The 19,456-nt window shown below is 72.4% G+C and carries 16 protein-coding genes; 12 read left to right on the forward strand and 4 right to left on the reverse strand.

The annotated features are described in order from the left end of the window. The first annotated feature begins 112 nt into the window (after positions 1–112). The 7 genes from ACZ5NH_RS26025 to ACZ5NH_RS26055 all read left to right on the forward strand — a co-directional run bounded on the left by ACZ5NH_RS26025 (position 113) and on the right by ACZ5NH_RS26055 (position 10,479). Complete coding sequence (locus ACZ5NH_RS26025; protein ID WP_468778772.1) at positions 113–1,372, forward strand: IS701 family transposase; 1,260 nt, start codon at positions 113–115, stop codon at positions 1,370–1,372. Between the two features lie 101 nt (positions 1,373–1,473). After that, positions 1,474–2,943, forward strand: coding sequence for a 3' terminal RNA ribose 2'-O-methyltransferase Hen1 (locus ACZ5NH_RS26030; protein WP_468778461.1), 1,470 nt, complete (start codon positions 1,474–1,476; stop codon positions 2,941–2,943). Continuing rightward, positions 2,940–5,486, forward strand: a complete 2,547-nt coding sequence (locus ACZ5NH_RS26035; RefSeq protein WP_468778463.1) for a polynucleotide kinase-phosphatase — start codon at positions 2,940–2,942, stop codon at positions 5,484–5,486. The genes ACZ5NH_RS26030 and ACZ5NH_RS26035 overlap by 4 nt, the downstream gene beginning before the upstream one ends. Positions 5,487–5,713: 227 nt before the next feature. Next, positions 5,714–6,580 carry a DUF5825 family protein gene (locus tag ACZ5NH_RS26040; protein WP_468778465.1) on the forward strand — a complete coding sequence of 289 codons (867 nt, stop codon included), beginning with the start codon at positions 5,714–5,716 and terminating at the stop codon, positions 6,578–6,580. Positions 6,581–6,609: 29 nt separating this feature from the next. Next, positions 6,610–7,833 carry an arginine deiminase gene (locus tag ACZ5NH_RS26045; RefSeq protein WP_388624730.1) on the forward strand — a complete coding sequence of 408 codons (1,224 nt, stop codon included), beginning with the start codon at positions 6,610–6,612 and terminating at the stop codon, positions 7,831–7,833. A gap of 62 nt (positions 7,834–7,895) precedes the next feature. Beyond that, positions 7,896–8,906, forward strand: coding sequence for an ornithine carbamoyltransferase (gene argF, locus ACZ5NH_RS26050; RefSeq protein WP_468778468.1), 1,011 nt, complete (start codon positions 7,896–7,898; stop codon positions 8,904–8,906). A 121-nt stretch (positions 8,907–9,027) separates the two neighbouring features. Further along, positions 9,028–10,479: an amino acid permease gene (locus ACZ5NH_RS26055; protein ID WP_468778470.1), complete on the forward strand. Its 1,452-nt coding sequence runs from the start codon at positions 9,028–9,030 to the stop codon at positions 10,477–10,479. On the opposite strand, the gene ACZ5NH_RS26060 is transcribed toward ACZ5NH_RS26055, so the two are convergent. Beyond that, positions 10,436–10,891, reverse strand: coding sequence for an ATP-binding protein (locus ACZ5NH_RS26060; protein ID WP_468778472.1), 456 nt, complete (start codon positions 10,889–10,891; stop codon positions 10,436–10,438). The genes ACZ5NH_RS26055 and ACZ5NH_RS26060 overlap by 44 nt on opposite strands. Positions 10,892–11,186: 295 nt before the next feature. On the opposite strand from ACZ5NH_RS26060, the gene ACZ5NH_RS26065 reads away from it, so the two are divergent. The 3 genes from ACZ5NH_RS26065 to ACZ5NH_RS26075 are packed head-to-tail and all read left to right on the forward strand — an operon-like array spanning position 11,187 to position 14,825. Beyond that, entirely contained in the window at positions 11,187–12,014 is an 828-nt protein-coding gene (locus tag ACZ5NH_RS26065; protein WP_468778474.1) for an enoyl-CoA hydratase family protein, read from the forward strand. 6 nt (positions 12,015–12,020) lie between these two features. After that, entirely contained in the window at positions 12,021–14,288 is a 2,268-nt protein-coding gene (locus ACZ5NH_RS26070) for a bifunctional salicylyl-CoA 5-hydroxylase/oxidoreductase (RefSeq protein ID WP_468778476.1), read from the forward strand. A 57-nt stretch (positions 14,289–14,345) separates the two neighbouring features. After that, entirely contained in the window at positions 14,346–14,825 is a 480-nt protein-coding gene (locus ACZ5NH_RS26075; protein ID WP_468778478.1) for a hypothetical protein, read from the forward strand. 12 nt (positions 14,826–14,837) lie between these two features. Here the strand turns inward: ACZ5NH_RS26075 and ACZ5NH_RS26080 are convergent, their stop codons facing one another. Both ACZ5NH_RS26080 and ACZ5NH_RS26085 read right to left on the reverse strand, forming a co-directional pair. After that, positions 14,838–15,650, reverse strand: a complete 813-nt coding sequence (locus ACZ5NH_RS26080) for a PaaX family transcriptional regulator (protein ID WP_468778480.1) — start codon at positions 15,648–15,650, stop codon at positions 14,838–14,840. Positions 15,651–15,665: 15 nt separating this feature from the next. After that, the gene (locus ACZ5NH_RS26085) at positions 15,666–17,258 is read right to left on the reverse strand and encodes an AMP-binding protein (RefSeq protein WP_468778482.1); all 1,593 of its coding nucleotides are present in this window, start codon (positions 17,256–17,258) and stop codon (positions 15,666–15,668) included. A 253-nt stretch (positions 17,259–17,511) separates the two neighbouring features. On the opposite strand from ACZ5NH_RS26085, the gene ACZ5NH_RS26090 reads away from it, so the two are divergent. Both ACZ5NH_RS26090 and ACZ5NH_RS26095 read left to right on the forward strand, forming a co-directional pair. Next, positions 17,512–18,645 carry an acyl-CoA dehydrogenase family protein gene (locus ACZ5NH_RS26090; RefSeq protein WP_468778484.1) on the forward strand — a complete coding sequence of 378 codons (1,134 nt, stop codon included), beginning with the start codon at positions 17,512–17,514 and terminating at the stop codon, positions 18,643–18,645. After that, complete coding sequence (locus tag ACZ5NH_RS26095; RefSeq protein WP_468778486.1) at positions 18,642–19,040, forward strand: RidA family protein; 399 nt, start codon at positions 18,642–18,644, stop codon at positions 19,038–19,040. The genes ACZ5NH_RS26090 and ACZ5NH_RS26095 overlap by 4 nt, the downstream gene beginning before the upstream one ends. A gap of 10 nt (positions 19,041–19,050) precedes the next feature. On the opposite strand, the gene ACZ5NH_RS26100 is transcribed toward ACZ5NH_RS26095, so the two are convergent. Then, positions 19,051–19,245 (reverse strand): DUF5999 family protein, encoded by a 195-nt coding sequence (locus ACZ5NH_RS26100; protein ID WP_351806179.1) that lies wholly within the window; start codon positions 19,243–19,245, stop codon positions 19,051–19,053. Positions 19,246–19,456: the final 211 nt, after the last annotated feature.

Below are 19,456 nucleotides of genomic sequence, written 5' to 3' on the forward strand. Positions count from 1 at the left end.
AGGAAGCTGCACGGCCACCGCTGATCATCGGTGTGTGAAGACAGAAGATCATGCGGTGGCCGCGGGTCACAGCGTAGTGCCTGCCCGCTGGCAGGACGCATTCGAGGGCCTGATGGGTCGAATAGCCAGTCGGTTCTCCCGGGTCGAACCCCGCCGCCGGGTACGGAAATTGATCCTCGGGCTCCTGTCGGACCTGCCGCGCAAGAACTGCTGGACCATCGCCGAGCACATCGGGGACACCACCCCGGACGGGCTGGAGCACCTGCTCGGCCGCGCGAAGTGGGACGCCAACCAGCTCCGCGACGACCTGCGCGAGTTCGTGCTGGAGCACCTGGCCGACGAACAGGCGGTCCTCGTGGTCGACGAGACCGGCGACCTGAAGAAGGGCTCCCAGACCGTGGGCGTGCAACGCCAGTACACCGGGACTGCGGGCAGGATCGAGAACGCCCAGGTCGCCGTCTACCTCACCTACACCTCCCGGCACGGGCACGCGGGCATCGACCGCTCCCTCCACCTGCCCGCTTCCTGGGTCGGCGACCGCGACCGCTGCGAGCGGGCCGCCGTGCCAGACGAGGTCAGCTTCGCGACCAAGCCGCAGCTGGCCTGGCAGATGATCGAGCGAGCTCTGGATGCCGGGGCCCCTGCCGCGTGGGCGGCCGGGGATGAGGTCTACGGCGACAATCCGCACCTGCGCGCCGCCCTGGAGAAGCGCGGGCTCGGCTACGTACTCGCAGTCTCCCGCACCCATCGCGTCCCCACCCAGGCTGGCCCACAGCACGCCGACCACCTCGCGAAGAAGATCCCGCGCCGGGCCTGGCAGAAGGTGTCCGCCGGGCGCGGCGCCAAGGGGCACCGCCTCTACGACTGGGCACAGGTCGCCATCAACTCTGGCGATGTGCCGGGCCATCAGCACCTGCTGATCCGCCGCAACCGGAGCACCGGCGAACTGGCCTACTACCGCTGCTACTCGCCCCGCCCGGTCCCGCTGTCCACGCTGGTCGCGGTCGCGGGTAGCCGCTGGACGGTGGAGGAAATGTTCCAGAGCTCAAAGACGCTCGCGGGGCTGGACGAGCACCAGGTCCGCCGCTGGAACTCCTGGCACCGCTGGGTCACCCTGGCCCTCCTCGCCCACGCATTCCTCGCCGTCACCAGCGCCCTCGAACGCCGCGACCAAACACCAATCGGCGATGGGAGCAGCCCCGACGCGCTGATTCCGTTCACCTGCAACGAGATCCAGCGCCTCTTCGCTGCCCTGCTCGTTCGGCCCTCCTGCGACGCGGCCCACCGACTTCGCTGGTCCACCTGGCGACGACGCCACCAAGCCCGGGCCCGCCACAGCCACTACCGTCGCCAGGCCGCCCTCCGCTCATAAAGATCACAATCTACGGCTGGAGTACTAGCCGGTAGGGGCTCTCTGCTGTCACCAGGTAATCCAGTACCGGAGCCGACCCATGGGCACCCATACTCGGTCACGTGTTCCTGACGATCTCGACTACTGGCGACGAGCAGCACCCGGCTACTGACCTGGGGTTTCTCCTCCACAAGCACCCTGACAACCCGTTCTCAACCAAGCTGTCCTACGGCACGGCGCACGTCTTCTACCCCGAGGCGGACGACCTGCGCTGCACGGCCGCGCTGCTGCTGGAGATCGACACGCTCGCGCTGGTCCGGCGGGGCAAGGGCAAGGGCAAGGGCCGCGGCGGCGCCCCCGACGCGGCGCTCGCGCAGTACGTCAACGACCGCCCCTACGCGGCCTCCTCGCTGCTCGCGGTCGCGCTGAGCGGCGTGTTCTCCAGCGCGATGAAGGGCACCTGCCACGCCAGGCCCGAACTCCCGGAACGGGCACGGCCGTTGCGCATCGAGGTGCCCGCGCTGCCCGCCCGCGGCGGACCGGAGCTCGTACGGCGTCTCTTCGAGCCGCTGGGCTGGACGGTCACCGCCGAACCGGTCCCCCTGGACGCCGAGTTCCCCGAGTGGGGCGACTCGCGCTATGCGCGTCTCGTCCTGGAGGCCGAGGAGCTGACCCTCGCCGAGGCCCTGCGCCACCTCTATGTCCTGCTGCCGGTCCTCGACGACGCCAAGCACTACTGGGTCTCCTCGGACGAGGTCGACAAGCTGCTGCGAGCCGGCGAGGGCTGGCTGCCCGCCCACCCGGAGCAGAAGCTGATCACCAGCCGGTACCTCTCCCGCCGCTGGTCGCTGACCCGGCAGGCGATGGAGCGGCTGGAGCTGGTGCGGCTCGCCGAGGCCGACGACAGCGAGGTCGAGGAGATCGACAACGCCGTCGAGGCCGAGACCGAGGAGGTGGAGCGGCCCACCCCGCTCGCCGTCCAGCGCAGGGAGGCGATCCTCGCCGCCCTGCGGGACCGGGGCGCCGCGCGCGTCCTGGATCTCGGCTGCGGACAGGGTGAGCTGGTGCGGGAGCTGCTGAAGGACGTGCGGTTCACCGAGATCGTCGGCCTCGACGTGTCGGTGCGGGCGCTCACCATCGCCTCCCGCCGGCTGAAGCTGGACCGCATGGGGGAGCGGCAGGCGTCCCGGGTCAAGCTGGTGCAGGGCTCGCTCGCCTACACCGACAAGCGGCTGAGCGGCTTCGACGCCGCCGTGCTCAGCGAGGTGATCGAGCACCTCGACCTGCCCCGGCTGCCCGCCCTGGAGTACGCCGTGTTCGGGCACGCCCGTCCCCGTACGGTCCTGGTGACCACCCCGAACGTCGAGTACAACGTCCGCTGGGAGACCCTGCCCGCCGGACACGCCCGGCACGGCGACCACCGCTTCGAGTGGACGCGCGAGGAGTTCCGCACCTGGGCGGCGAGAGTGGCGGAACGACACGGCTACGGCGTGGAGTTCGCCCCCGTCGGCCCGGACGACCCCGAGGTCGGTCCGCCCACCCAGATGGCACTGTTCACGATCAAGACCGAGAAGGAGGCGAAGGCGGCATGACCGAGACAACAGAGAACGAGGGGCGGATCCTCCCCGTCACGGACCTCTCCCTCGTCGTCCTCGTCGGCGCCTCCGGCTCCGGCAAGTCCACGTTCGCACGACGGCACTTCAAGCCCACCGAGGTGATCTCCTCGGACTTCTGCCGCGGTCTCGTCTCCGACGACGAGAACGACCAGAGCGCGACCCGGGACGCCTTCGACGTCCTGCACTACATCGCCGGCAAGCGGCTGGCCGCCGGCCGGCGCACCGTCGTGGATGCCACCAGCGTGCAGCAGGACGCCCGGCGTCAGCTGATCGAGCTGGCCAGGACGTACGACGTGCTGCCCATCGCCATCGTGCTGGACATGCCGGAGGAGGTGTGCGCCGAGCGCAACGCGGCCCGCACCGACCGCGCCGACATGCCCCGCCGGGTCATCCAGCGGCACATCCGCGAACTGCGCCGCTCGCTGAGGCACCTGGAGCGCGAGGGCTTCCGCAAGGTGCATGTACTGCGCGGCGTCGAGGAGGCCGAGCACGCCACCGTCGTCACCGAGAAGCGCTTCAACGACCTCACCCACCTCACCGGCCCCTTCGACATCATCGGCGACATCCACGGCTGCTCCGCCGAACTGGAGGCGCTGCTCGCCAAGCTGGGCTACACGGACGGCGTCCACCCGGACGGCCGTACCGCCGTCTTCGTCGGCGACCTGGTCGACCGCGGCCCGGACACCCCGGGCGTGCTGCGGCGGGTGATGTCGATGGTCGAGACGGGCAACGCGCTGTGCGTGCCCGGCAACCACGAGAACAAGTACGGCCGCTACCTGGCGGGCCGCAACGTCCAGCACACCCACGGCCTCGCCGAGACCATCGCGCAGATGGAGGGCGAGAGCGAGGAGTTCAAGGAGCGGGTACGCAGGTTCCTGGCGGGTCTGGTCAGTCACTACGTCCTCGACGGCGGAAAGCTGGTCGTCTGCCACGCCGGCCTGCCCGAGAAGTACCACGGCCGCACCTCCGGCCGGGTCCGCTCGTACGCCCTGTACGGCGACACCACGGGCGAGACCGACGAGTTCGGTCTTCCGGTGCGCTACCCGTGGGCCGAGGACTACCGGGGCCGCGCGGCGGTGGTCTACGGCCACACCCCGGTTCCCGAGGCGACCTGGCTCAACAACACCATCTGCCTGGACACCGGCGCGGTCTTCGGCGGCAAGCTGACCGCGCTGCGCTGGCCGGAGCGCGAGCTGGTCGACGTACCGGCCGAGCGGGTCTGGTACGAGCCGGCCCGCCCGCTGCGCGCGGAGGCGCCCGGTGGCCGGGACGGCCGGCCGCTGGACCTGGCGGACGTCCACGGCCGCCGGGCCGTGGAGACCCGGTACGCGGGCATGGTGGCGGTCCGCGAGGAGAACGCGGCGGCGGCCCTGGAGGTCATGAGCCGCTTCGCGACCGACCCGCGCCTGCTGCCGTACCTGCCGCCGACCATGGCACCGACGCCGACGTCCCAGGTGGACGGCTACCTGGAGCACCCGGTGGAGGCCTTCGCGCAGTACGCGGCGGACGGCGTCGAGCGGGTCGTGTGCGAGGAGAAGCACATGGGCTCGCGGGCCGTGGCCCTGGTGTGCCGGGACGCGGAGGCGGCACGGAAGCGCTTTGGAGTGGACGGTCCGACCGGGTCGCTCTGCACCCGTACCGGGCGGCCGTTCCTCGACGACGAGCAGGTGACCGAGGAGATCCTCGGCCGGCTGCGCTCGGCGATCACGGGGGCGGGACTCTGGGACGAACTGGCCACCGACTGGCTGCTGTTGGACGCCGAGCTGATGCCGTGGTCGCTGAAGGCCTCGGGGCTGCTGCGCAGCCAGTACGCGGCGGTCGGCGCCGCGTCCGGCGCGGTCTTCCCGGGCGCGCTGGCCGCGCTGGAGGCGGCCTCGGCCCGGGGCGTCGACCTCACCGGCCTGCTGGACCGGCAGCGGGACCGGGCCGCCGACGCGGCCGCGTTCACCGCCGCCTACCGCCGCTACTGCTGGACCACCGACGGCCTGGACGGCGTACGCCTGGCGCCCTTCCAGCTGCTGGCCGTCCAGGGCCGCAGCCTCGCCGCGCTGCCGCACGACGAGCAACTGGCCCTGATCGACCGGCTGGTGGAGCACGACGGCACCGGACTGCTGCAGACCACCCGGCGGCTGTACGTCGACACCGGCGAGCCGGAGTCGGTGCGCGCGGGTGTCGACTGGTGGCTGGAGATGACCGGTCGCGGCGGCGAGGGCATGGTCGTCAAGCCGCTCGGCGCGCTGGTCCGGAACACCGACGGCCGGCTGGTGCAGCCCGGCATCAAGTGCCGGGGCCGGGAGTACCTGCGGATCATCTACGGCCCCGAGTACACCCGCCCGGACAACCTCGCCAAGCTGCGGCAGCGGTTCCTGAACCACAAGCGGTCCCTCGCGCTGCGCGAGTACGCCCTCGGCCTGGAGGCCCTGGACCGGCTCGCGGACGGGGAGCCGCTGTGGCGGGTGCACGAGGCGGTGTTCGGGGTGCTGGCCCTGGAGTCGGAGCCGGTGGATCCGCGCCTGTAGCCCGGTGGATCCGCGCCTGTGGCCCGCCACGCCGCATCCCGTCCGTCACGGAACGCCCTTGTGTCGCCGCACCTTCTGCGGGCTCAACGGCTTCGCCATGACCTTCCGCGCCAAGCCCGGGGAGCGGCTGTGGGCGGAGCTCGACCGGCTGGTGCGCCGGCGCCGCCTGGCGGGCCGGGCACGCGTACTCCCGGCTGCTGTTCGAGGAGGACGGCGGGGAGCTGTTGGTGCACGACCGGCGGCACGGGCGGCCACCGGCCACCCACCGCTTCACCGGCTGGCGCAGCGAGGCGCTGCGCCGCCTGGAGGAGGGCCGTACCGTACCGGCGCTGCACCGGCTGCTGACCGCCGACGGCCAGGGGCCGGTCTCGGACGTCCTCACCGCATGGGTCCGGCAGGCCTTGGAGCTCGGCCTGTTGTTCCGCGACGGGGCCACCTATGTGGCCCTGCCGACCTGGGGGCGAGCCGGTCCGCCTGGCCGAGGGCGCGGTATGAGCGCGCCTGCGACCGCCGTGCCGTACCGGCTCACGGGACGGCGGGTCGAGGTGACCGGGCCGCTGGACCTGAGCGGCTCGGGGCGCAGCACGGCGGAGACGGTGCGCTTCCTGCGCGAGTGCCGGAGCCAGGGGCTGCCGGTTGCCTGGCGGGCCGTGGGCAGGCCGTCGTACGACATCGGACTGCTGCACCACCTGCCCCCCCGCCGAGGGAACTGTCCGCCGGACGAGGCGGAGTTGGCCGCCTGGCGGGCCGGACACGTCTTCGGGAGCCTCCACCACCGCCGCGGCCCCGCCTTTGTGACGGTCCTGGATCGCAGGGAGAAGGGCACGGCCGTACGGCTCACCCTCGACCACCCCGATCTCCTCGCCGCGTTCCTTCGCCTCCAGGACCCGGCACCGCTGGACGCGGTCGTCGGTCGACCGGGAGGCCGTCGGTCTCCTCCGAGCCGAGCGGCTGGTGCCGGCCGCCGGAGGCTGGGCGGTGGCGCTGCCCCCGCGCGTCCGGCGCCGGCCGGTCCCGTGCACCACGGTCTGACCGGGCCTTCTCGTCAGGGAGACGAAAACAGGAGGAGTCGGAAACGGTCAACAAGGGCGTGAAGACGGGCGCGGACGGCCAGGATGGAGGCATGGCATACCACGTCGACTCCGAGGCCGGGCGGCTGCGCCGCGTGATCCTGCACCGGCCCGACCTGGAGCTCAAAAGGCTCACCCCCAGCAACAAGGACGCCCTGCTCTTCGACGACGTGCTGTGGGTGCGCCGGGCGCGCGCCGAGCACGACGGGTTCGCCGACGTCCTGCGGGACCGCGGGGTCGCCGTCCACCTCTTCGGCGACCTGCTCACCGAGACCCTGGAGCTTCCCGAGGCCCGCGCCCTCGTCCTGGACCGGGTCTTCCACGAGAAGGAGTACGGCCCCCTCGCCGCCGACCATCTGCGCGCCGCGTTCGAGGCCCTGCCCGCACGCGAGCTGGCCGAGGCGCTCGTGGGCGGCATGACCAAGCGCGAGTTCCTGCGGGCGCACGCGGAGCCGACCTCCGTCCGCTTCCATGTGATGGACCTCGACGACTTCCTCCTCGGCCCCCTCCCCAACCACCTCTTCACCCGCGACACCTCCGCCTGGATCTACGACGGAGTCGCGATCAACGCCATGCGGCTGCCCGCGCGGCAGCGGGAGACCGTCCACTTCGAGGCGATCTACCGCCATCACCCGCTGTTCCGCGCCGAGACGTTCAACGTCTGGTCCCAGGGGCAGGCCGACCACCCCTCCACCATCGAGGGCGGCGACGTCCTGGTGATCGGCAACGGCGCCGTCCTGGTCGGCATGAGCGAGCGCACCACCCCGCAGGCCGTGGAGATGCTGGCGTACAAGCTGTTCGCGGCAGGCTCGGCACGCACCATCGTCGCGCTCGACATGCCCAAGCGGCGCGCCTTCATGCACCTCGACACCGTGATGACCATGGTCGACGGCGACACCTTCACCCAGTACGCGGGGCTCGGCATGCTGCGCTCGTACACCATCGAGCCGGGGGTCTCCGAGAAGGAGCTGAAGGTCACCGACCATCCGCCGGAGCACATGCACCGCGCGATCGCCGCCGCCCTCGGCCTCGGTGAGATCCGGGTGCTGACCGCCACCCAGGACGTGCACGCCGCCGAGCGCGAGCAGTGGGACGACGGCTGCAACGTGCTCGCCGTCGAGCCCGGAGTCGTCGTCGCCTACGAGCGCAACTCGACCACCAACACGCATCTGCGCAAGCAGGGCATCGAGGTGATCGAGATCCCGGGCAGCGAGCTGGGCCGGGGCCGGGGCGGCCCGAGATGCATGAGCTGTCCCGTGGAGCGAGACGCTGTATAGATTTGTGAATGGTCGTATATACTTCCATTGTCATTCGTAGTCGTACGTCTGGAGCGCGCCCCATGGCGACAGTCCCGACCGCCCTCGCCGGCCGCCACTTCCTCAAGGAGCTGGACTTCACCGAGGAGGAGTTCCGCGGCCTGGTCGAGCTGGCAGCCGAGCTGAAGGCCGCCAAGAAGGCGGGGACCGAGACGCAGTACCTGCGCGGCCGGAACATCGCGCTGATCTTCGAGAAGACCTCGACGCGCACCCGCTGCGCGTTCGAGGTCGCCGCCGCCGACCAGGGCGCCCACACGACCTACCTGGATCCGTCCGGCTCGCAGATCGGCCACAAGGAGTCCGTCAAGGACACCGCGCGGGTGCTGGGCCGGATGTACGACGGTATCGAGTACCGCGGGGACAGCCAGGCCAAGGTCGAGGAGCTGGCGGCGCACGCCGGCGTGCCCGTCTACAACGGGCTCACCGACGACTGGCACCCCACCCAGATGCTCGCCGACGTGCTCACCATGACCGAGCACAGCGCCAGGCCGCTGAAGGAGATCGCCTTCGCCTACCTCGGCGACGCCCGCTTCAACATGGGCAACTCCTACCTGGTCACCGGCGCCCTGCTCGGCATGGACGTGCGGATCGTCGCCCCGAAGGCCTACTGGCCCGCCGAGGACGTCGTCACCCACGCCCGCAAGCTCGCCGAGGCGAGCGGCGCCCGGGTCACCCTCACCGAGGACGTCCGGGAGGGCGCGTCGGGAGCGGACTTCGTCGCCACCGACGTGTGGGTCTCCATGGGTGAGCCGAAGGAGGTCTGGGCCGAGCGGATCGAGGCCCTCGCGCCGTACGCCGTGACCACGGACGTCCTGCGCGCCACCGGCAACCCGGACGTGAAGTTCCTGCACTGCCTGCCGGCCTTCCACGACCTCGGCACCAAGGTCGGCCGCGAGATCCACGAGACCTACGGCCTGACCTCGCTGGAGGTCACCGACGAGGTCTTCGAGTCCGCGCACTCGGTCGTCTTCGACGAGGCCGAGAACCGCCTGCACACCATCAAGGCGGTGCTGGTCGCCACACTCGCCCGCTGACCCTGGCCCACCGCCCCGACCTGCCCTTATCCTGACCGGCGGCCCCGCACCACCCCAGCCCGGGCCGCCGCCGCGACCTCACCCGGTCGCCCGCACCACCCAGAAACGAGCACCACCCGCAATGCCCGCTCCCCGCATCAAGTCCCCGCACCTGCTCGTCGCCGAATCCGGCGCCGACCGCGAGGGCCACGGCCTCAAGCGCACGATGGGCCTCTTCCAGCTCATCTGCTTCGGCGTCGGCGCCATCGTCGGCACCGGCATCTTCGTCGGCCTCTCCGACTCCGTCGCCCAAGCCGGCCCGGCCGTCGTCGTCTCCTTCGTCCTCGCCGCGATCACCTGCGTCTTCACCGCCTTCTCCTTCGCGGAGCTGGGCGGCGCGATCCCGGTCTCCGGCTCCTCGTACTCCTTCGCCTACGCCGGCCTCGGCGAGTCCACCGCCTTCCTGGTCGGCTGGTGCCTGCTGCTGGAGTACGGCATCTCCATCTCGGCCGTCGCCGTCGGCTGGAGCCAGTACGTCAACGAGCTGCTGCACAGCCTCACCGGCGTCCAGCTCCCGGCCGCGCTGTCCGCGGGCCCGGGCGACGGCGGGATCATCAACCTCCCCGCCGTGATCGTCATCGCCCTGGCCTCCGTGCTGCTGGTGCGCGGGGTGCGCGAGAGTGCCCGGGCGACGGCCGCCATGGCCGCGGTCAAGCTCGTCATCCTGCTGGCCTTCTGCGCCATCGGCTACAGCGCCTTCAAGCACGGCAACCTCACCCCGTTCTCGCCGGCCGGCCTCGGCGGCATCGGCGCGGGCACCACGGCCGCGTTCTTCTCCTACATCGGCTTCGACGCGATCACGACCGCCGGCGAGGAGGCCAAGAACCCGCGCCGGGACATCCCGGTCGCGATCATGGTCTGCATGGGCATCGTGACCCTGCTGTACTGCGCGGTCGCGCTGGCGGCGATCGGCGCCATCGGCGGCCAGCAGGTCGCCGGCCGCCCCGCCGCGCTGTCGTACGTCGTCAACGAGGTCACCGGCTCGGCCGTCGGCGGCGGAGTGATCGCCTTCGGCGCGGTCATCGCCATCGCCTCGGTGGTCCTCGCGGTGATGTACGGCCAGACCCGCATCCTGATGTCGATGTCCCGGGACGGCCTGATCCCGCGGGTCTTCGAGAAGGTGAACCCGAAGACCTCCACCCCGGTCGCCGGCACGCTGATCGTCGCCCTCGTCTTCGCGCTCCCGGCGGCCTTCGCCTCCCTCGACGCCGTGATGAACCTGTGCACCATCGGCACCCTGGCGATCATGGCCGTGGTGAACATCGTGGTGATCGCCCTGCGCCGCCGCGAACCGGGCCTCACCCGCAGCTTCCGGGTGCCGCTGTACCCGGTGGGCCCGCTGCTCGGCGTCGGCTTCTGCCTGTACCTGATGTACGAGACCGGCTGGCAGACCTGGGTCCAGTTCGCGGTGTTCCTCGTGGTGGGCCTGCTGATCTACGTCGGCTACGGCCGCCGGCACTCCACGCTGGCCCGGGCGGCCGCCCCGGAGGTCACGCCGAGCGCCGCCGCTGAGCGGGAACCGCAGGCAGTCTGAACCACACCGCCTTGCCCGACGGGGTGGGGCGGTGACCGCAGGACGAGCTGAGGGCGCGGATCAGCAGCAGCCCGCGCCCGCCCTCCTGCCACACGTCGGGCTCCTCGATCACCGGCCGGGTCAGATGGCCGGGCGGCGCCGGGTCCGGGTCGTGCACCTCGACCTGGCAGCCGGTCGGCATCAGCTCCACCACCAGCTCTATCGGGCCGCGCCCGGCGGTGTGCTCCACCGCGTTGGCCACCAGCTCCGCCGTGAGCAGCTCCGCGGTGTCGCTGTCGGCCGGGTGCTCCACCTCGGCGAGGGCCGTGCGCACCAGGGCACGGGCCACGGGCACCGCCGCGGCGGTGTGCGGCAGTGCGATGCGCCAGGAGGCCGGTTCGGTGGGGCGTTCGTGCAAGGCGAGTCCGTTCATGGAGCAGGCTGTCCTGCTTTCGACTGTAGGAATGGTACGGGCCCGGCCACTTCGGACCGTCGGCGGGCTTCGCCCGGGACCCTCGGCCCCGGTACCGGCGGCTTACCCCGGCGAACGCCCCGCCTCGCCCGCCCGGGCCCCTTGTTACGGCGCTGTCGAGAACCGGTGACGCACGTGACCGGATCCGGCCGATCGGTCGCCGTCTGTCGCGTACTCGTGACGACAGTCACAAATGAGTGATAACTTCATGGGACAGTGCAACGTACGGCACCGCCGCCCTAGGAGGCCGCACGTCATGAGTCCCTTCACCGGCTCCGCCGCCCGCACCTCCGCCTGGGAGCACCTGCGGGTCCGGCTCGCCGACGGTGTCGCCACCGTCACCCTCGCCCGTCCCGAGAAGCTCAACGCGCTCACCTTCGGCGCCTACGCCGACCTGCGCGACCTGCTGGCCGAGCTGTCCCGGGAGCGCGCCGTACGCGCCCTGGTGCTGGCCGGCGAGGGACGCGGCTTCTGCTCGGGCGGCGACGTCGACGAGATCATCGGCGCCACCCTCGGCATGGACACCGCGCGGCTGCTCGACTTCAACCGGATGACGGGCCAGGTCGTGCGGGCGATCAGGGAGTGCCCGTTCCCGGTGATCGCCGCGGTGCACGGCGTGGCGGCCGGTGCCGGAGCGGTCCTGGCGCTGGCGGCCGACTTCCGCGTCGCGGACCCGAGCGCCCGCTTCGCCTTCCTCTTCACCCGCGTCGGCCTGTCCGGCGGCGACATGGGCGCGGCCTATCTGCTGCCCCGTGTCGTCGGCCTCGGCCACGCCACCCGGCTGCTCATGCTGGGCGAACCGGTCCGGGCCCCCGAGGCCGAGCGCATCGGCCTGATCAGCGAGCTGACCGAGGAGGGGCGGGCCGACGAGGCGGCTCAAGCGCTGGCCCGCCGCCTGGCCGACGGCCCCGCACTGGCACACGCCCAGACGAAGGCCCTGCTCACCTCCGAGCTGGACATGCCCTTGGCGGCCTCCGTCGAGCTGGACGCCTCGACCCAGGCCCTGCTGATGAACGGCGAGGACTACGCGGAGTTCCACGCGGCCTTCACGGAGAAACGCCCGCCGAAGTGGCGGGGGAGGTGAGCCTTCATGCGCGTGGCGATCACCGGCGGCGGCCCCGGGGGCCTGTACGCCGCAGCGCTCCTCAAGCGGCTCGATCCCACCCGTGAGGTCACCGTCTGGGAGCGCAACGCCCCGGACGTCACGTTCGGCTTCGGAGTCGTCCTGTCCGACGAGACCCTCGGCGGCATCGAACACGCCGACCCCGTCGTCTACGCGGCCCTGCAAAGGGACTTCGTCCGCTGGGACGACATCGACATCGTCCACCGGGGTGTCACCCACCGCTCCGGCGGCCACGGCTTCGCCGCGCTCGGCAGGCGCCGTCTCCTGGAGATCCTGCACGAGCGCTGCCGCTCCCTCGGCGTGGACCTGAGGTTCTCCACCGAGGCGCCGCACCCGGACACGCTCTCCGCCGCGTACGACCTCGTGATCGCCGCCGACGGAGTCAACAGCACCACCCGCGCCGCCTACGCCGATGTGTTCCGCCCGCGGGTGACGACACACCGCTGTCGCTACATCTGGCTCGCCGCCGACTTCGCGTTCGACGCCTTCCGCTTCGAGATCGCCGAGACCGAGCACGGCGTGATGCAGCTGCACGCCTACCCCTATGCGGCCGGCGCCTCCACCGTGATCGTGGAGATGCGCGAGGAGGTCTGGAAGGCGGCGGGATTCGACGAGCTCACCCCGCACGAGTCCGTCGAGCGCTGCGCCAAGATCTTCTCCGACGCGCTCCGCGGCCGCCCCCTGCGCTCCAACAACTCGGCCTGGACCACCTTCCGTACGGTGGTCGACGACCGCTGGTCGCACGGCAACGTCGTCCTCCTCGGCGACGCCGCGCACACCGCCCACTTCTCCATCGGCTCGGGCACGAAACTCGCCGTGGAGGACGCCCTCGCACTCGCGGCGTGCCTGCGCGAACGGCCCACACTCGAAACGGCACTGGCGGCCTACGAGGAGGAGCGCAAACCCGTCGTCGCCTCCACTCAGCGCGCCGCCCGGGCCAGCCTCGAATGGTTCGAGAACCTCTCCCTCCACCTCGGCCGGCCGCCCCGCCAGTTCGCCTTCGACCTGCTCACCCGCAGCCGCCGCGTCACCCACGACAACCTCCGGCTGCGCGACCCCCACTTCACCGCCGCGGTCGAGCGCGAGTTCGGCTGCCCGCCCGGCACCCCCCCGATGTTCACCCCGTTCCGGCTGCGTGGTCTGACCCTGCGCAACCGGGTCGTGGTGTCGCCGATGGACATGTACTCCGCCACCGACGGCGTCCCCGGCGACTTCCATCTGGTCCACCTCGGCGCCCGCGCCCTCGGCGGGGCCGGTCTGGTCATGACCGAGATGGTGTGCGTGAGCGAGGAGGGCCGGATCACGCCGGGCTGCGCCGGGCTCTACACCGGCAGGCAGGCCGAGGCCTGGCGGCGGGTCACCGACTTCGTGCACGCCCAGGCGCCCGGCACCGCGATCGGCGTGCAGCTCGGGCACTCCGGCCGCAAGGGTTCCACGAAGCTGATGTGGGAGGGCATGGACGAGCCGCTGCCGCGCGGCAACTGGCCCCTGGTCGCCGCCTCCCCGCTGCCGTACAAGCCGGGCAGCCAGCTCCCGCGGCAGCTCTCCCGGGCCCAACTCACCGACATCCGCGAGCAGTTCACCGCCGCCGCGTGGCGGGCCGCGCGGGCCGGCTTCGACCTGCTCGAACTGCACTGCGCGCACGGCTATCTGCTCTCCGGCTTCCTCTCCCCGCTCACCAACCGGCGCACCGACGCCTACGGCGGCTCGCCGGAGCGACGGCTGAGGTTCCCGCTGGAGGTCTTCGACGCCGTCCGCGCGGTGTGGCCGGCGGAGCGGCCGATGACGGTGCGCATCTCCGCGACGGACTGGGCCGAGGGCGGAACGACCGCCGAGGACGCGGTGGAGATCGCCCGCGCCTTCGCCGCGCACGGCGCCGACGCGATCGACGTCTCCACCGGGCAGGTGGTGGCCGAGGAGCGGCCGGAGTTCGGGCGGTCGTACCAGACGCCGTTCGCCGACCGGATCCGGCAGCAGGCGGGTGTCCCGGTGATCGCCGTCGGCGCGATCTCGTCCTGGGACGACGTCAACTCCCTGATCCTCGCCGGGCGCGCGGACCTGTGCGCGCTGGGCCGTCCGCACCTGTACGACCCGCACTGGACCCTGCACGCGGCGGCCGAGCAGGGCTACGAAGGCCCCGGTGTGGTCTGGCCCGCGCCCTATCGCGCCGGCAGCCGCCGCCCGCAGACCGGCCGCACGGACGCCCCGAAGCCGCGGTTGTCCCTCGGTGGATGACTGTCAGTGCCGTCTGCTGTACTCGACTCGTGGGGCAGTGAGACGAACGGAGACGTCATGGGCGTGTCGCGCGAGTACTTCCTCGCCGGTGACCGGGGCACGGCGGTGGAGCGGGTCATCGGACCGGACGGTGAGCGGCTGGGCTTGGCCGGGGTCGATGTGGGGAACATGGACCCTCATCTGGCGCTGCCCCGGCTGATCGCCTTCGCGGCGGGCATACCGCCCGCCCGCGGGGAGCGGCCCGAACTGGTCTCGCCCGACCCGGACGAGGTGCCGTACCCCCATGAGACGCTGGTGGTGTCCGGGACCGCGTGGGACGAAGGGACGTTCCTCGAGGAACTGCCCGACGCCTGGCGGGACACCCTCGCCGACGTGGTCGAGGACGCGGTGCCGATGCTCGCGCTCCAGGCGTGCGACATCGACGAGGCGTACTTCGCCGACTACCTGCACGCCGAGGACAGCATCCGCACCTTCGTCGGCCTGGCCCATCGCGCCCGGACGGAGGGAGCACACCTGTACTGCCTGACCTCCCTGTGAGACCGCCCCGTCTCACACCCCCGCGAACTCCGCACCCGCGTCCCGCAGCCGCTCGTGCAGGGCGCGGAACACCTCCGCCGAGCGCAGGCCCGGCCAGCCGGTGGGCAGCAGTGGGGTGGGCAGGCCGGGATCGGTGTACGGCAGGTGGCGCCAGGAGTCGAGGGCGAGGAGGTAGTCCCGGTAGGCCTCCTCGGGCGGGGTGCTGCCGCGGCGCTCCCAGGCCCGCAGCACCGGGGCGTGCGCGTCCAGGAACCGCTCGTGCTCCTTGGCGATCGCGGTCAGGTCCCACCAGCGGGCGACCGCCTCGGCCGTCGGGGCGAAGCCCACGTGCTCGCCGCGGAAGAGGTCGACGTACGGGTCCAGGTGCAGCCGGCGCAGGGTGTGCCGAGTCTCCTCGTAGAGGCGGGCCGGGGCGATCCACACCCCGGGGGCCGCCGTGCCGAAGCCCAGGCCGGCCAGCCGGGAGCGCAGCACATGCCGCTTCTGCCGCTCGGACTCGGGCACGGAGAACACCGCGAGCACCCAGTCCGCGTCCTCCACGGGCGTGGTCGCGTAGATCCGCCGGTCGCCGTCCTCCAGCAACTGGCGTGCCTCCGGGGAGAGCTCGTAGCCGGCCGCGCCCTGCTCGGTGCGGGCCGGCAGCAGCAGGCCGCGGCGTTTGAGCCGGGACACCGAGGAACGCACGGAGGGCGCGTCCACGCCGACCGCGGCCAGGAGCCGGATCAGCTCGGCGACGGGCACCGGGCCGGGCATGAAGCGGCCGTACGCGCCGTAGAGCGTGACGATGAGGGACCTGGGGGCGTGCTGCTCGGACACGTTGATCATTTTAGGTCGTCGGCATCACTGCCGGTCACCTTCGCTGCGCAGCCGGAAGCGCTGGAGCTTGCCGGTGGCGGTGCGCGGGAGCGCGTCGAGGAAGACGAACTCGCGCGGGCATTTGTAGGGTGCCAGCTCGGACTTGAGGAAGCCGCGCAGGGCCTCGGGGTCGCGCCGGGCGCCCTCGCGCAGCACGGTGTAGGCGACCACCACCTGTCCGCGGGCCTCGTCCGGGCGGCCGACGACCGCCGTCTCCACCACGTCCGGGTGCCGCAGCAGCGCGTCCTCCACCTCCGGTCCGGCGATGTTGTACCCGGCGGAGATGATCATGTCGTCGGCCCGGGCCACATAGCGGAAGTAGCCGTCCGGTTCGCGGACATAGGTGTCGCCGGTGATGTTCCAGCCGCCGCGTACGTACCCGCGCTGGCGCGGGTCGGCGAGGTAGCGGCAGCCGACCGGGCCGCGCACGGCGAGCAGTCCGGGCTCGCCGTCCGGCACCGGCCTGCCGTGCGCGTCCTGCACCCGCGCCTGCCAGCCCGGCACCGGCACCCCCGTGGTGCCCGGCCTGATCCGCTCGTCGGCCGCGGAGACGAAGATGTGCAGCAGCTCGGTCGCGCCGATGCCGTTGATGACGCGCAGGCCGGTGCGCTCGTGCCAGGCCCGCCAGGTGGCCGCGGGCAGGTTCTCGCCGGCCGACACACAGCGCCGCAGCGACGAGACGTCGTGCCCGTCGAGCTGCTCCAGCATGGCGCGGTAGGCGGTCGGGGCGGTGAACAGGACCGAGACGCGGTGCTCGGCGATCGCGGGGAGCAGTTGGCGGGGTCCGGCCTGTTCCAGGAGCAGGGAGCTGGCGCCGGCCCGCATCGGGAAGACCACCAGACCGCCCAGGCCGAAGGTGAAGCCGAGCGGGGGGCTGCCGGTGAAGACGTCGTCCGCCCGGGGGCGCAGCACATGCCGGGAGAAGGTGTCCGCGATCGCCAGCACGTCCCGGTGGAAGTGCATGCACCCTTTCGGGCGACCCGTGGTGCCCGAGGTGAACGCGATCAGGGCCACGTCGTCGGCCGCGGTGCCGACCGCCGGGTACGGCGTGCCGGGTGCCGGGCGGTTGAGGAGGTCGTCGGGGCCGTCCCCGCCGTACGTCGTGATCCGCAGCCCGGGTATGTCGGCCTTCGCCAGGTCGTCCACGGACCGGATGTCGCACAGCGCGTGCCGCACCAGGGCGATCTCGCACATGGTGGCCAGCTCGTGCGGGCGCTGCTGGGCCAGCACGGTGACCGCTATCGCGCCCGCCTTCAGCACCGCCAGCCAGCAGGCGGCGAGCCAGGGCGTGGTGGGGCCGCGCAGCAGCACCCGGTTGCCGGGGACCACGCCGAGGTCGCCGGTGAGCACGTGCGCGATCCGGTCCACCCGCGCGCGCAACTCGCCGTACGTCCAGCTCGGCCCGTCCGGGGTGTGGAAGACCGGGTGGTCCGCCCCGGCGTGGTCGAGGAGTTCGGCGGCGCAGTTCAGCCGCTCGGGATAGCGCAGTTCCGGCAGGTCGAACCGCAGCTCGGGCCACTCGTCCGGCGGCGGCAGATGGTCGCGCGCGAAGGTGTCGACATGGGCCGAGCGGTGCATGGCGGTTCGCCCCCTTGCCGTGACAAGCGTCGAAGACGGGCGTCGTGGTGGGCACCGGCGTCCTGATGGGCTCGCGCATCGAGCGTATCGTCTTGGTGACGGCAGTCAAGCTTGCGCGATAACGTGGGTGGGGAGCCGGGGTGGCCAAGAGGGTGGCTCGTCGCCGGAAGGCGCTGGGGCGGGCCGCGGTGGTGCCGTCCCGGACGGTGAACGGGAAGGGTCAGGGTGGCCCGGACCGGAGGGAGGACCGGCAGTGCCCGCATTCTCGCTCGACCCGCGGCAGGCCGCCTGGTGCGCCGAGCTGCGCACGACGGCCGCCGAACGGCTGCGCCCGCTCGCCGACAAGGGCGAGCCCGGACGCGTCAACCGGCCGCTCCTCGCCGAGCTCGGCCAACTCGGCCTGCTCGCGAGGCTGTTCACCTCGGGTGCGCTGGACCTGTGTCTGATGCGCGAATCCCTCGCCCAGTCCTGCACCGAGGCCGAGACCGCGCTCGCGCTGCAGGGCCTGGGCGCCCATCCGGTGCACGCCCACGGCAGCCCCGCCCAGCGCGAGCGCTGGCTGCCCCGGGTCGCCGACGGGAGCGCGGTCGCCGCCTTCGCGCTGAGCGAGCCGGGGGCGGGTTCGGACGCGGCCGCGCTGTCCCTCGCGGCCGAGCCCGACGGCGCCGGCCGCTGGCGGCTCACCGGCGCCAAGCGCTGGATCTCCAACGCCCCCGAGGCCGACTTCTACACCGTCTTCGCCCGCACCACGCCCGGCGCCAAGGCCCGCGGTGTGACCGCCTTCCTCGTCCCCGCGGACCGGCCCGGGCTCACCGGCACCCCGCTGGACATGCTTTCGCCGCACCCCATCGGCGCCCTGGACTTCGACGCCGTACCGGTGACCGCCGACGACATGCTCGGCGAGCGCGATCGCGGCTTCACGGTCGCCATGGGCACCCTCAACCTCTTCCGCCCCAGCGTCGGCGCCTTCGCGGTCGGCATGGCTCAGGCCGCGCTCGACGCCACCCTCGGTCACACCCGCCGCCGCGAGGCCTTCGGCGGCCGGCTGATGGACCTGCAGACCGTCTCCCACCAGGTCGCCGAGATGGCCCTGCGCACCGAGGCCGCCCGGCTGATGGTGTACGCGGCGGCGACGGCGCACGACGAGGGCGCCGCCGACGTCCCGAAGCGCGCCGCGATGGCCAAGCTGCTCGCCACCGAGACCGCGCAGTACGTCGTCGACACCGCCGTCCAACTGCACGGCGCCCAGGCCCTGCGCCGCGGCCACCTCCTCGAACACCTCTACCGCGAGGTGCGCGTCCCGCGCATCTACGAGGGCGCGAGCGAGGTCCAACGGGGCATCATCGCCAAGGAGTTGTACGCAAGGACCGAGGAGGCCCCCCGGTGACGACCGAGCGCGTCAACCCGCCCGAGCTGCCCCCGCCCACGGGGTTCTCGCACGCCGTCGTCGCCTCCGGCTCGCGCGTGGTGTTCCTCGCGGGCCAGACCGCCCTGGACGCCGACGGCAAGGTCACCGGGGACACGCTGCCCGAGCAGTTCGAGCGGGCCCTCGGCAACCTCCTCGCGGCCCTGCGCGCGGCCGGCGGCACCCCCGCGGACCTCGCCCGGGTCACCGTCTACGCCACGGACGTCGCCGCGTACCGCGCCCACGCCGGCCGACTCGGCCGCATCTGGCGGGACTTGGCGGGCCGGGACTACCCGGCGATGGCCGTCGTACAGGTCGTACGGCTGTGGGACGAGCAGGCGATGGTGGAGCTGGACGGGTTCGCGGTGCTGCCGTAGCGGGCCGGGGTCAGGCCGCTGTGGCGAGGCGTTCGGCCGGGACCCGGCACGGCGGCACCACGCTGCCGTCCGGGTGCAGTTCGCCGCTGTCGTCGAACACGATCGAGCCGTCGCACAGCAAGGTCCAGCCCTGCTCGGGATGGGCGGCCACCGGATGCCGCAGGGCGGGGCCGGACGCGGGGCACGAGGACTGGTTGGAGCACATGGCGCACCTCCACATCGGGATGTGAGGGGCCGGCGGGTTCGGCCGCCGCCCGTCATGCATAGACCATGCTCCCGCCGTGAACGCCCCGGAACCGCGCGCCGTGAAGCGTGACAACAACCGGACAACTCCCGGACGGTTCCAGGACGCGCCACCGATGGAGTGACGATCACGACCTGCGGCACGGCCGACCGGTACCAGTGGCAGCCATCGT

It is taken from the genome of Streptomyces sp. NPDC031426 (assembly GCF_055581585.1).

Bases quoted from the DNA above. Each gene is read 5' to 3' on its own strand.
- ACZ5NH_RS26100 (WP_351806179.1), bottom strand. From the start codon at position 19,245: ATGTGCTCCAACCAGTCCTCGTGCCCCGCGTCCGGCCCCGCCCTGCGG.
- ACZ5NH_RS26055 (WP_468778470.1), top strand. From the start codon at position 9,028: ATGCCCGCTCCCCGCATCAAGTCCCCGCACCTGCTCGTCGCCGAATCC.
- ACZ5NH_RS26060 (WP_468778472.1), bottom strand. From the start codon at position 10,891: ATGAACGGACTCGCCTTGCACGAACGCCCCACCGAACCGGCCTCCTGG.
- ACZ5NH_RS26045 (WP_388624730.1), top strand. From the start codon at position 6,610: ATGGCATACCACGTCGACTCCGAGGCCGGGCGGCTGCGCCGCGTGATC.
- ACZ5NH_RS26035 (WP_468778463.1), top strand. From the start codon at position 2,940: ATGACCGAGACAACAGAGAACGAGGGGCGGATCCTCCCCGTCACGGAC.
- ACZ5NH_RS26085 (WP_468778482.1), bottom strand. From the start codon at position 17,258: ATGCACCGCTCGGCCCATGTCGACACCTTCGCGCGCGACCATCTGCCG.
- ACZ5NH_RS26065 (WP_468778474.1), top strand. From the start codon at position 11,187: ATGAGTCCCTTCACCGGCTCCGCCGCCCGCACCTCCGCCTGGGAGCAC.
- ACZ5NH_RS26080 (WP_468778480.1), bottom strand. From the start codon at position 15,650: ATGATCAACGTGTCCGAGCAGCACGCCCCCAGGTCCCTCATCGTCACG.
- ACZ5NH_RS26075 (WP_468778478.1), top strand. From the start codon at position 14,346: ATGGGCGTGTCGCGCGAGTACTTCCTCGCCGGTGACCGGGGCACGGCG.
- ACZ5NH_RS26025 (WP_468778772.1), top strand. From the start codon at position 113: ATGGGTCGAATAGCCAGTCGGTTCTCCCGGGTCGAACCCCGCCGCCGG.
- argF (WP_468778468.1), top strand. From the start codon at position 7,896: ATGGCGACAGTCCCGACCGCCCTCGCCGGCCGCCACTTCCTCAAGGAG.
- ACZ5NH_RS26070 (WP_468778476.1), top strand. From the start codon at position 12,021: ATGCGCGTGGCGATCACCGGCGGCGGCCCCGGGGGCCTGTACGCCGCA.